General features: G+C 50.4%; 14 protein-coding genes. 5 read left to right on the plus strand and 9 right to left on the minus strand.

Annotation, left to right across the window (positions count from 1 at the left end; genetic code table 11):
* Positions 1-81, plus strand: an 81-nt coding sequence (locus RDN66_RS11595; RefSeq protein WP_308537865.1) for a DUF4060 family protein, incomplete at its 5' end; no start/stop codon positions are given.
* A gap of 238 nt (positions 82-319) precedes the next feature.
* Here the strand turns inward: RDN66_RS11595 and RDN66_RS11605 are convergent.
* Positions 320-1,513, minus strand: a complete 1,194-nt coding sequence (locus RDN66_RS11605; protein ID WP_202217819.1) for a site-specific integrase — start codon at positions 1,511-1,513, stop codon at positions 320-322.
* Between the two features lie 266 nt (positions 1,514-1,779).
* Positions 1,780-1,953 (minus strand): YciY family protein, encoded by a 174-nt coding sequence (locus tag RDN66_RS11610; protein ID WP_147281530.1) that lies wholly within the window; start codon positions 1,951-1,953, stop codon positions 1,780-1,782.
* Positions 1,954-2,096: 143 nt separating this feature from the next.
* Here RDN66_RS11610 and cls point away from each other — a divergent pair, with 143 nt between their 5' ends.
* Both cls and RDN66_RS11620 read left to right on the plus strand, forming a co-directional pair.
* Positions 2,097-3,557 carry a cardiolipin synthase gene (cls, locus tag RDN66_RS11615; RefSeq protein WP_115074087.1) on the plus strand — a complete coding sequence of 487 codons (1,461 nt, stop codon included), beginning with the start codon at positions 2,097-2,099 and terminating at the stop codon, positions 3,555-3,557.
* 33 nt (positions 3,558-3,590) lie between these two features.
* Positions 3,591-3,920 carry an HI1450 family dsDNA-mimic protein gene (locus RDN66_RS11620; RefSeq protein WP_035896066.1) on the plus strand — a complete coding sequence of 110 codons (330 nt, stop codon included), beginning with the start codon at positions 3,591-3,593 and terminating at the stop codon, positions 3,918-3,920.
* A 39-nt stretch (positions 3,921-3,959) separates the two neighbouring features.
* On the opposite strand, the gene RDN66_RS11625 is transcribed toward RDN66_RS11620, so the two are convergent.
* From RDN66_RS11625 to oppA, 6 genes are all read right to left on the minus strand, one after another.
* Positions 3,960-4,805, minus strand: a complete 846-nt coding sequence (locus RDN66_RS11625; protein ID WP_202217818.1) for an ion transporter — start codon at positions 4,803-4,805, stop codon at positions 3,960-3,962.
* 51 nt (positions 4,806-4,856) lie between these two features.
* On the minus strand, positions 4,857-5,861 hold the full coding sequence (oppF, locus tag RDN66_RS11630; protein WP_035896062.1) for a murein tripeptide/oligopeptide ABC transporter ATP-binding protein OppF: 1,005 nt from the start codon (positions 5,859-5,861) through the stop codon (positions 4,857-4,859).
* Positions 5,858-6,853 carry an ABC transporter ATP-binding protein gene (locus RDN66_RS11635; RefSeq protein ID WP_202217817.1) on the minus strand — a complete coding sequence of 332 codons (996 nt, stop codon included), beginning with the start codon at positions 6,851-6,853 and terminating at the stop codon, positions 5,858-5,860. Before RDN66_RS11635 ends, oppF begins: the two co-directional genes overlap by 4 nt.
* Before the next feature lie 11 nt (positions 6,854-6,864).
* The gene (oppC, locus tag RDN66_RS11640) at positions 6,865-7,773 is read right to left on the minus strand and encodes an oligopeptide ABC transporter permease OppC (RefSeq protein ID WP_123652460.1); all 909 of its coding nucleotides are present in this window, start codon (positions 7,771-7,773) and stop codon (positions 6,865-6,867) included.
* A gap of 14 nt (positions 7,774-7,787) precedes the next feature.
* Positions 7,788-8,708, minus strand: a complete 921-nt coding sequence (gene oppB, locus RDN66_RS11645) for an oligopeptide ABC transporter permease OppB (RefSeq protein ID WP_035896056.1) — start codon at positions 8,706-8,708, stop codon at positions 7,788-7,790.
* An 85-nt stretch (positions 8,709-8,793) separates the two neighbouring features.
* Positions 8,794-10,425, minus strand: a complete 1,632-nt coding sequence (gene oppA / locus RDN66_RS11650; protein ID WP_035896054.1) for an oligopeptide ABC transporter substrate-binding protein OppA — start codon at positions 10,423-10,425, stop codon at positions 8,794-8,796.
* Between oppA and RDN66_RS11655 the strand changes: the two genes are divergently transcribed.
* A complete protein-coding gene (locus RDN66_RS11655) occupies positions 10,385-10,597 on the plus strand; it encodes a hypothetical protein (RefSeq protein ID WP_185064541.1) in 213 nt (70 codons plus the stop codon). The two genes, oppA and RDN66_RS11655, sit on opposite strands and share 41 nt — an antisense overlap.
* Positions 10,598-11,186: 589 nt before the next feature.
* On the opposite strand, the gene RDN66_RS11660 is transcribed toward RDN66_RS11655, so the two are convergent.
* Positions 11,187-11,834 carry a YchE family NAAT transporter gene (locus RDN66_RS11660; RefSeq protein ID WP_035896051.1) on the minus strand — a complete coding sequence of 216 codons (648 nt, stop codon included), beginning with the start codon at positions 11,832-11,834 and terminating at the stop codon, positions 11,187-11,189.
* A gap of 496 nt (positions 11,835-12,330) precedes the next feature.
* Here RDN66_RS11660 and RDN66_RS24300 point away from each other — a divergent pair.
* Positions 12,331-12,416: hypothetical protein (locus RDN66_RS24300; RefSeq protein WP_374044023.1), on the plus strand; the 86-nt coding region annotated here is incomplete at its 3' end.

A 12,416-nucleotide genomic window follows, 5' to 3' on the forward strand; every position in this document is an offset into this window, starting at 1 on the left:
GTCAATCGCAGTCGCAGCTATGTCGCGACAGCGATGACGGGGATGCGCCGGCTACGTGCGCTGCCGGGCCAGGTGAATTGATTAATACTGAAAAATGGCCCGAACTGGGCCATTGGAGAAAAATGATGGATGATATTTTGCTGACGTCAGACCTGACCAGTCGATACAAAATCTCACGCAAAACCCTTTGGTCATGGCAAAGCGTGGACACGATGCCTCGCGGCTTTGTAAGCCCATTCCCACAACCGGATTTCCCGGGCAACCCCAATCGATGGCGCTCAGAATCTGTCAAAGAGTGGGAAGGAAAAAAACGGGTCAATTAAATAAACGGCTCACCGATGATTTCTTCAAGATGGCTCTGCCAGACGCGGAGCCAGTGCTTCTGATCATCGATATAGTCATGCAAGTTGTAATGCGCCATCACACCAACCATTTGGTGACCGAGTATCTTTTCAATCACATGCGGCGGGCAGCCAAGCTCAGACAGATTTGTCGCGATCGTCCTTCGCATGTCGTGTAGAGACCATTCCTCCATCCCAACGCCGCCCCATATCGAACGAGCATAATTTGAAGCTACCGGCGGGTGAACCGGTGTGTCCTTAATTTGTCCATCAAGCAGACGCTGCGAAGTTACCAGGTGTTTCGTGTTTATCTTCTCAAGATGATTTCGCACCAACCCTACAGCAGCATCAGAAAGCCCGCGCCTCATATTCACTCTGGTTTTGTAGCTTCCTGCTGGGACGTTCCATTCGTTATCATCCAGCCGGAACCACGATCTTTCACTCAGCCGTATCTCTGCTGTTCGGCAGCCGGTTAGCATGATGAACTTCACCAGAAACACAGACTCGATTGACATGTGACTTTTTAGCCACTGATAGATTGCGCGCAGCTCGCTATCGTCCAGTCGGCGAGTTCTTTTCTTCGGTTTCTGCCCTACATCAGTGGGTAAAAGACCTTCCAGGGGGTTGGAAGAGATCGCGCCCCTATTAATGCAAAACCGAAAGGCTCGCTTACACAGCGACAGCATGTAGTGTGCCATCACCCTGCTCTCTATTCTGTCGAAGGCCTCAATCCAATGAAGTTTGGTTGAGTTATCAACTTTGACGTTCATCATTGGCTCAGCAATATGCTTGGCAAAAACGAGGCGGTAGTAATCGACTTTAGCTAACCCATTCGCGATGCAGTGTCTTTCGATCCAGTAATTGAAAGCGTCAGCAACCGACAATGAGTCCTGTCTGCTCAGCTTTTCCAGCTTAACCTGCTCGCGCGGGTCGAACCCGTCAGTAAGCCAGGACCTGAATTGTTGACGCCGCTCTCTTGCCTGGGCAATGCTCATTGCGGGATAATCACCAACATTGAGCTTTACTGCTTTTCCGGCCCAGCGGTACCGGTAGAAAAATGAGATCTTGCCTGCCTGGCTGATTCTGGCATTTAGTCCGTGAGAATCTGAAATGACCTCGATATCATCCCGTTTCTTGCCAAGGGCCTTCCTGAGCTTTGTGTCAGTGATCATTGAATGGGTACACATTTGGCTTTTGAGTACGCAAAAGTGTACACAAAATACAACACTCAAAGATACTCACAATGTAACACTTGTACTCGGAGTGTGATGCTCGAGGGTTAGAAAGTCACACCCAGCAAGGCCTTGGCGTAACAGAACGTTTTTATGCGGAATTCTTCGAAATAAGCTGAATGACAATATAAGAAAGTATTTTAATAAAAGCGGGCTGTAGCTTGCTAAAAAACTGAGGGCACCCTGACGGTGCCCTTTTTATATCATCAGAGATCGTAGATGGCGAACAGCAGGCAATTGCGCTGCCGACCAACAAGGCTTTTTCTGATGGAGTGGATGCGCATGTTGCGGCGAGACTGAGCTTCCAGCCAACGCGATTTACGACGGCTCGCTTGTCTCAGCATCCGCCAGCGTCCCACTTCAGGTCTACTACGCTTCATTTCTAACGCTCTTTCAAAAAAAGACGGCCCATTATAGCCCCTTGCTAAGGGCTGACCAGCGCTTTCTCATGGTGTTTTTATTTGCCAGATGCCTTCGGATGCGTAAACTCTTAACAACTGGCATTCAAAAGGATTTTCGAAATATGACAACCGTCTACACCGTAGTGAGTTGGATGGCGATTCTGGGGTATTGGTTGTTGATAGCCGGGGTAACGCTGCGCATTTTGATGAAGCGTCGCGCCGTTCCGTCAGCAATGGCGTGGCTGCTGATCATCTATATTCTACCGCTGGTCGGTATTATCGCCTACCTCTCTTTAGGGGAGCTCCACCTCGGCAAGCGCCGCGCCGAACGCGCGCGTGCCATGTGGCCATCAACCGCAAAATGGCTCAGCGACCTGAAAGCCTGCAATCATATCTTTGCCGAAGACAACAGCCAGGTGGCCTCTTCGCTGTTCAAGCTGTGCGAACGTCGTCAAGGTATTGCCGGCCTGAAAGGAAACCAGCTTCAGCTGTTAACCGAATCCGACGATGTTATGCAGGCAATCATTCGTGACATCCAGCTTGCTCGCCATAATATCGAAATGGTCTTCTACATCTGGCAGCCCGGTGGAATGGCCGACCAGGTTGCCGAATCATTAATGGCTGCCGCACGCCGTGGCGTTCACTGCCGCCTGATGTTAGATTCCGCCGGGAGCGTCGCGTTTTTCCGTAGCCCCTGGGCTGCGATGATGCGAAATGCCGGCATCGAAGTAGTTGAAGCGCTGAAGGTCAATCTGATGCGTGTTTTCCTGCGCCGCATGGATTTGCGACAGCATCGCAAGATGATCATGATTGATAACTATATTGCCTACACCGGCAGTATGAACATGGTCGACCCACGCTTCTTCAAGCAAGACTCCGGCGTCGGTCAGTGGATAGACCTGATGGCGCGCATGGAAGGCCCAATAGCCACCGGCATGGGTATTGTTTACTCCTGCGACTGGGAGATAGAAACCGGCAAACGCCTATTACCGCCCGCGCCAGACCTCAATATTATGCCGTTTGAAGAGGCCAGCGGACACACTATTCAGACCATCGCCTCGGGGCCTGGTTTCCCGGAAGATTTGATTCACCAGGCGTTACTGACTGCGGCGTACTCCGCCCGTGAGTACCTGATCATGACCACCCCTTATTTCGTCCCGAGCGAAGATTTGCTGCACGCCATCTGTACCGCCGCCCAGCGCGGTGTTGATGTTAGCATCATCCTGCCGCGTAAGAACGATTCGGTGTTGGTCGGTTGGGCAAGCCGAGCCTTCTTTACCGAACTACTGGCTGCAGGCGTGAAGATTTATCAATTCGAAGGCGGTCTGCTGCACACCAAGAGCGTACTGGTTGACGGCGAGCTAAGCCTGGTCGGTACCGTGAACCTCGATATGCGCAGCCTGTGGCTCAATTTCGAAATTACGCTAGTGATTGATGATGCCGGATTCGGCGCCGATTTAGCCTCTGTTCAGGACGACTATATTTCCCGCTCCCGCTTACTGGATGCGCGGTTATGGGTAAAACGTCCTTTCTGGCACCGCATTGCCGAACGTCTGTTTTACTTCTTCAGCCCGTTGCTGTAAAACGTGCCCAATAGAACTCAACAGGTAGCCATCATGGATATGGATTTAAATAATCGTCTTACTGAAGACGAAACGCTTGAGCAGGCTTACGACATTTTCCTCGAGCTGGCCGTCGATAATCTCGATCCCGCCGATGTTATTCTGTTCAACCTGCAGTTTGAAGAACGCGGCGGCGCTGAGCTGTTCGACCCATCGGAAGACTGGCAGGAACATGTCGATTACGACCTGAACCCAGACTTCTTCGCAGAAGTGGTCATTGGTCTGGCGGAAACCGATGGCGGCGAACTGAATGATGTTTTTGCGCGCATTCTGCTGTGCCGCGAAAAGGATCACAAGCTCTGCCATATTCTGTGGCGCGAATAAGTCCAATATTGATTAAAGGGCAGCGTAAAGCTGCCTTTTTTATGCCCCGTATTCGTGAGGAAGCGAGGTACCGCAGCCGTTACAGTAACGCGCCTTAGGGTCGTGGTCACGCTGCTTACAGTGCGGACAAACGCGTTCATGACGGCGTTTTTGAAATTCATTGGTCATCTGAGAAGTGATAATCCCCGTCGGGATAGCAATCACCGAGTAGCCTATCAGGATGAGGACGGATGCCACCATTCGCCCTGCCGCGGTGTGCGGCGTGATGTCCCCATAGCCCACCGTTGTCACCGTCACAATAGCCCAATAAACCGATGTGCTAAGCGTGGTAAAACCGTTAACCGGCCCTTCAATACCATACATCAGCGCACCCGCGACAACCATGACAATGCCAATAAAGGCATAGAACAGAATAAGCTGATGTCGGGAGTTAACAATCGCGCCCCACAGGCTATTTAATGCGGGCATCAGACGCAGTAATTTAAGAATACGTAATACGCGGATCACGCGCATTGCTCGCCAGGCGAACAAGTATTCCACACCTATCTGCGGCCATAATAATATGACGTACAGCGGTAAAATGGTGGCAAGGTCGATAAATCCCCAGAAACTGAAAACGTATTTTGCCGGTTTTGGCCAACAAAGCACGCGCAGGAAATACTCCAGGGTAAACATCAAGGTAAACCCCACTTCTAGCATGACAAATGTGTGCCATTCATCAAACGTCAGATGGTAGGTTGTGCCAACCCCTGATTCGATAAAAATAACGACAACGCTTAATAACGCAAACAAACCGCACAGGGCTTCAAACCGTCGGCCTGAAAGCGTACGTTGATCGAATAAGAAATGATAAAGACGATGGCGCAAAGCGCTAATACCCGCCACGTTATCTCCTCGTCAAAATAAAAAGGGCTGGCAACTTGCCAGCCCTGACGATTATAACGGGTCTACTTTAAGACAGGAAACCGCGTGGCGGAAACTCCCTTCCAGAAGTGGACGCGTTTTCGCACATTCTGGCCCTGCCAGCGGACAGCGCGTACGGAATACACAGCCTGATGGTGGATTAATCGGCGAAGGTAACTCCCCTTCCAGTAGCTGGATGGTTTTGTTCTTCTCCATATCCGGGTCAGGAACCGGGACAGCTGACATTAATGCTTTGGTGTACGGGTGAAGCGGATTGTTGTACACCTCATCGTAGGTGCCAAGCTCCACCGCATGACCCAGATACATCACCAGCACACGGTCGGAAATGTGCTTCACCACCGCCAGATCGTGAGCGATGAAGATCAGCGACAGCCCCATTTCACGCTGTAGCTGCTGGAGCAGGTTCACTACCTGCGCCTGGATTGAAACGTCCAGCGCCGATACGGGTTCATCACAGATAATCAGCTTCGGTTCCAGAATCAGCGCACGGGCAATACCGATACGCTGGCACTGACCACCGGAAAACTCATGTGGATAGCGGTTGACGAGGTTTGGCAACAGCCCAACCTTCATCATCATGGTTTTCACTTTGTCGCGAACTTCCTGGCGCGGCATCTTCGGATAATACGTGCGCAGCGGTTCGGCAATGATCTCACCGATGGTCATACGCGGGTTCAGCGAAGCCAGCGGGTCCTGGAAAATCATCTGGATATCGCTGCGTACGGCGCGCCACTCATCTGGTTTCATTCCCAGAAGATCTTTGCCAAGCCAGGCCACTTTGCCTTCTGTCGCCTTCACCAGCCCAATAATGGCACGAGCAAACGTCGACTTACCGCAACCTGATTCCCCCACCACGCCCAGCGTCTCACCTTCGTACAAACGCAGGGTGACGCCATCAACCGCTTTCAGCGTTTTTGGTGGCTGCCAGAACCACTGTTTCCCGTCTTTAATCTCGAAGTGAACCTTTAAGTCTGCAATTTCGAGCAGGACTTTTCTTTCATCAGTTACGGCGCTCATACCAGCTCCCCCACGTTTCTAAAGCAGGCACGCAAACGGCCCGGCGCAAACTCTTCCAGCGGTGGCGCGCTATTGCATGCTTCCATCGCATGTGGACAACGAGGCTGGAATGGACAACCAGTCGGCAAACGCAGTAAGTTAGGTGGGTTACCAGGGATGGTTAACAGTGATTCACCCTCAGCATCAAGACGTGGTACGGCATTCAGAAGACCAATAGAATAAGGATGTGCAGGATGATAGAAGACATCGCGCGCTTTACCATATTCCATGGTTCGCCCGGCGTACATCACCAGCACCTTATCGCAGATCCCAGCCACAACGCCCAGATCGTGGGTGATCATGATAATCGCCGTATTGAACTCGCGCTTCAGTTCATTCAACAGGGTCATAATTTGCGCCTGAACGGTCACGTCCAGCGCGGTAGTTGGTTCATCAGCAATCAGCAGTTTTGGCCGGCACAGCAGCGCCATGGCGATCATCACGCGCTGACGCATCCCGCCGGAGAATTCGTGCGGATACATCTTCATGCGCTTACGCGCTTCCGGCATTTTGACCGCATCGAGCATTCTGACCGACTCTTCAAACGCTTCAGCCTTGCCCATGCCTTTATGCAACATCAGGACTTCCATGAGCTGCTCATCGACGCGCATATACGGGTTCAACGAGGTCATCGGGTCCTGGAAAATCATCGAGATCTGCTCGGCACGCAGCTTGTTTAGCTGATGCTCAGGCAGGTTAAGGATCTCTTTACCGTTAAACAGCGCCGACCCCCCAATACGCCCGTTACTGGCTAACAGCCCCATCAGCGCAAACGCGGTCTGCGACTTACCAGAACCGGACTCACCAACGATACCCAGCGTTTCGCCCGCACGCAGGCTAAAGTTGAGGTCGTTCACGGCCGTTACGTCACCGTCCGGCGTTTTAAAAGTCACGCGTAAATCTTTTACGTTAAGCAACCGCTCAGATGCCGTTGCCGTTTCAATTGTGCTCATGGCAACTCTCCTTAACGGTCTTTCGGGTCGAGGGCATCACGCAGGCCATCGCCGATAAAGTTAAAACAGAACAGGGTCACAACCAGGAATCCAGCCGGGAACAGCAGCAGCCACGGCGAAACTTCCATTGAGTTCGCCCCATCGCTTAACAGTGCGCCCCAGCTACTTAGCGGCTCCTGGGTACCCAGGCCGAGGAAGCTCAGGAAGGATTCAAACAGAATCATGCTCGGTACCAGCAGTGAGGCGTACACCACCACCACGCCCAGTACGTTTGGCACGATATGACGAACCACAATGCTCACCGTAGAAACACCACCAACCTGCGCCGCTTCAATAAACTCTTTACGCTTCAGACTTAGGGTCTGACCACGCACGATACGCGCCATATCCAGCCAGGACACCATCCCGATAGCCACGAAGATAAGCAGGATGTTTTGCCCAAAGAAGGTGACCAGCAGTATCACGAAGAACATGAACGGGAAGGAGTTGAGGATTTCCAGCAGACGCATCATGACTGAGTCAACTTTACCGCCCAGATAGCCAGACAGTGAGCCATAGAGCGTACCCACAATCACAGCCACCAGCGCGGCGGCGATCCCAACCATTAAGGAAATACGTCCACCGATGGCCACGCGCACCAGCAGGTCACGCCCGGAGGAGTCGGTACCGAAGTAGTGCCCGGAGGCCATATCCGGTGCGTTAGACATCATGCCCCAGTCGGTGTCGAAGTAGGAGAACTGCGACAACATCGGGGCCAGCGTCACGAACAGCGCAATAAGAACCAATACAACCAGGCTGGCTACCGCGGCGCGGTTATGCATGAAACGTCGACGCGCATCCTGCCACAGGCTACGCCCTTCGACTTCCAGCTTTTCACTGAAGTTTTCCAGCGCCTCGCTGCTTTTTTTACTTAACATCATGGCGAACTCCAGCCTTAGTAACGGATTTTCGGGTCAATTACGGCGTAGAGCACGTCTACTACCGCGTTAAACAGGATCGTCAGTGCGCCAACCAGAATGGTCAGACTCAGCACCAGGGAGTAATCGCGGTTAAGCGCCCCGTTAACGAACAGCTGTCCAATCCCCGGCAAACCGTAGATTGTCTCAATGACCATCGAACCGGTAATGATACCGACGAAGGCAGGCCCCATATAAGAAAGCACCGGCAACAGCGCAGGTTTTAACGCGTGACGGAAAATAATCCGGCGCATCGGCAACCCTTTCGCCCGTGCGGTACGGATGAAGTTGGAGTGTAAAACTTCAATCATCGAGCCGCGGGTAATACGCGCAATGCTGGCAATATAAGCCAGAGAGAGCGCCACCATCGGCAGGATCATGAATTGAATCGCCCCGCCGTTCCAGCCACCACCGGGCAGCCAATGCAGCGTGATCGCAAATATCATCACCAGCAGCGGCGCGACAACGAAGCTCGGTATGACCACCCCGGTCATTGCCACCCCCATGACCGCGTAATCCCATTTGGTGTTCTGTTTTAAGGCCGCAATAACCCCGGCAGTGACACCGAATATAACGGCCAGCAGGAACGCCGCGGCGCCCAACTTCGCGGATACCGGGAAGCTCACCGCCACCAGATCGTTAACCGTATAATCTTTATATTTAAAGGAAGGACCGAAATCACCATGAGCAAGCTGCTTTAGGTAATTACCGTACTGAACCAGAATTGGATCGTTTAAATGGTATTTCGCTTCGATATTCGCCATCACTTCTGGCGGCAGCGTACGTTCACCCGTAAACGGACTTCCCGGGGCGAGACGCATCATAAAGAAGGAAATAGTAATAAGAATAAATAGCGTCGGAATCGCTTCCAGACAGCGACGTAATATAAATTTTAACATTGCCCGTACCTTCTGGCATGTGCCTTTGCACTGCTCTCAAATAAGACACGATGGGGCGAGCCAGCACCCGCCCCACGTATTGCCATTAATGCTTGATAACGTAGAGATCTTTAGTATAAACGTTATCCATCGGGTCTTTACCGGTGTAGCCGCCAACCCATGGTTTCACCAGACGGGCGTTCACATAGTAATAGACCGGTACGATCGCGGTATCTTTATCCAGCTGTTGTTCAGCTTTCGCATACGCGGCGGTACGCTGTTCTTCATTAGACGCTTTCACGGACTCAGCCATGATCTTATCGAACGCTTCGCTCTTATAGTGCGCCGTGTTCATGGAGCTGCCAGACAGCATGGTGTTCAGGAAGGAAGTGGGTTCGTTATAATCCGCACACCAGCCCGCACGCGCAACGTCGTAGGTACCCTGGTGACGGGTATCAAGGAAGGTTTTCCATTCCTGGTTCACCAGCTTCACTTCTACGCCGAGGTTTTTACGCCACAGAGAAGCCGCTGCGATAGCCAGTTTCTTGTGCAAATCGGAGGTGTTGTACAGCAGGTTGAAGGTCAGCGGCTTGTCAGCGGTATAGCCTGCTTCAGCCAGCAGTTTCTTACCTTCTTCGTTACGTTTTTCCTGTGACCACTTGAACCATTCTGGCTCGGTCAGCTTCGCGCCATCGGTATACGGCGGAGTGTAGCCATATGCAGGCAGGTCGCCCTGGCCTTTCACTTTGTTGGCGATAATATCGCGATCCAGACCCAGCTTCAGCGCGGTACGAACACGTGCGTCTGTAAATGGTGCTTTCTGGTTGTTAATTTCGTAGTAATAAGTACACAGATACGGATCGACGTGAACTTCGTTCGGGATCTCTTTTTTCAGCTTCTGGAACAGTTCAATTGGCAGCTGGTTATAGGTCATATCCAGCTCACCGCTACGGTAGCGGTTCACATAGGTCACTTCAGAAGACGTTGGCAGCCAGGTAACTTCGTCAACGACGGTTTTTGCGTTGTCCCAATACTGCGGGTTACGTGCCATCACGATACGTTCGTTAACAACCCAATCTTTCAGGGTGTAAGCACCGTTGGTCACGATATTACCAGGCTGAGTCCATTTTTCGCCGAATTTTTCAATGGCAGGCTTGTAGACTGGAGACATCGCCGGGTTAACCAGCAATTTATAGAAGTAAGGCACTGGTTCACTCAAGGTGACTTCCAGCGTGTGGTCATCCAGCGCTTTCACGCCCAGTTCACTCGGCGCTTTTTTACCGTCGATGATCTCATCAACGTTCACGATATGACCGTACTGCGGATAGCTCGCATAGGGGGAAGCAGTTTGCGGATCCACCAGGCGCTGCCAGCTATATACGAAATCTTGTGCGGTAACCGGTTGGCCGTTAGACCATTTAGCGTCTTTACGCAGGTGGAATGTCCAGACTTTAAAGTCTTTATTATCCCAGCTTTCTGCAACGCCCGGAATCGGGTGACCGTCTTTAGGAGAGGTATTCAGCAACCCTTCGAACAGGTCGCGACTAATATTCGCCTCAGGTACCCCTTCAATTTTATTCGGGTCGAGAGACTGTGGTTCTGCGCCACTGTTACGCACGAGCGTTTGCTTGCTTGCCAACTGCACGCCTGCAGGAACATCTGCAGCCATAGCACTTCCCGCGATCAGTGCGGATAGAATGCCTGCCGCAACCAGGCTTTTTTTTGTGATGATGGACATTGTGTTGATACTCCGTTCATTATTATTACTGACTCACGCCAGCCTGTTTAGTCCCCTTTCGGGTTCCCGTACAGCGCAGGAGATTTTTGCGTCTGCCGGGTCGTTTACTGCTGCTATCACCGACTTTTTTATTACGGCTGCTCTTATTGGCAACCTGACGTCGATTCATTAAAAGCCTCCCCCCTGTCGGGAAGCCTTTCTTATTCTGTTCATAACTATTTACAACTAGAAACAGTTATCGTTTACAAAACTTTATCTTGAAAATTACCCTGGCCGGAAAGTACCAAATGCCTACCACTGCCGCCAATATAATTTGCAAATTTGTTAACCAATTCTCTTTTGTTCAACATTTTGCGCGATGGTCGTTAGCGTAATCGCAAAACCAATCTATCTGAACTCAATATTTTTCAAATAGATAGATAAAAAAAACAGTCCTGGAACTGCGCGCGTTGAACGCTTGCGTGTTTTTTGTACAAAAAATTAACAGTTGCTTATTTTTTAGCACATAACTCTGCATTGAAACTGAAATTACTAATATCATTTCAATTATCTAACAGCAAGTATCAGAGTATGGTGTGAGAGAAATAACATGATGGTTCGAGATGGCAGGCAGAAAATGAAGTTATAGCCTATTGATATTTAATATTTTTTCATAACATTCAAATTAATTATGTATGGCATGTAACAAAAGTTGAAGAATATGTTTTTCCGATAGTCACGGCGGCAATGACGGGTAACACGTCACTACCGCCGTAGAATAATTAACCGACAAGGCCCGGGAAGATAGATTTGATACCCGTCACAATAAACTCAATACCCAGGGCCATCAGTAGCAACCCCATGATACGCGTCACAACGTTGATGCCCGTCTGCCCCAGCATACGCACAAGCCCGGGTGAAATACGGAAAATGCCCCAACAACAATAAGCAAAAAGCACGATAGAAAGTGAAAAGCCTAACAAATAAGGAAGGGAATGGTAGCGCGTCCCCCACACAATGGTTGAGCTAATCGCCCCAGGACCAGCCATCAGCGGCAGCGCAAGCGGCACAACGCCCAGGCTTTCTCGTACCGAGGTTTCCGTTTTTTCCTGTTTATTCTGCTTATCCTCCCCCAGTTTTCCGCTGATCATCGACATCGCAATGCTGACAACCAGAATCCCACCGGCTATACGGAAAGAATCGATGGAAATTCCAAACAGTTGCAGAATAACGTCGCCAAGGAAAAGCGAAGTTAGCAGGATAATGGCAACAGAGAGACTCGCCGTCAGGTTGGTCTTGTTGCGTACCATCGCCGTCTGATTACTTGTCAGGCTGATGAACACGGGAATCAACCCTACCGGGTTGACCAGCGCAAACAGGCCGATAAAGAACTTAAAGAAGATAGGAAAATCAAACAGCGTTTGAATCACGTTAACCCCAGAGCATCATTAAAAGTTAGTAGTTGACGAACGGCAAACCATAATTTGCGCTGACAATACCCTGTTTAAGCCTTAGGTTCATCTGAATTATCCATAAAACCGGGTACAAAACAGAGTGTTACTGAGTTGTATAAAATATGCTAATGTTAAACCCACCTCTACTCACGATTGATTAACAGCATTAATAATTTGCTAAAAGGGTCATGCTGAAAGGTGTCAGCTTGGCTTAAACTTGATTTAGATCATGCAAATCGTACTCAGAAGTGAGTAATCTGCTTACACCGAAAGGGAGACGCTCTGATAAAAAATGGCGTATCCAGCTCGGTGAGCTCCTTGGCTAAATTAAAGCTCTTTTAGTAAATCAGTGAATCAGTTGTGGATAACACCTTGTTTTCTTAACTTTTTCGCCAGCTGCAGGCGATTTGTCTATACTGACTTGTCGAGCAGATGATTCACTAAAAAAGTTTAACATTATCAGGAGAGCATTATGGCTGTTACTAATGTCGCTGAACTTAACGCACTTGTAGAGCGCGTAAAAAAAGCCCAGCGTGAATATGCCAGTTTCACTCAAGA

Origin of the sequence: uncultured Kluyvera sp. (assembly GCF_902485085.1) — a bacterium.
Classification (GTDB): domain Bacteria; phylum Pseudomonadota; class Gammaproteobacteria; order Enterobacterales; family Enterobacteriaceae; genus Kluyvera; species Kluyvera ascorbata.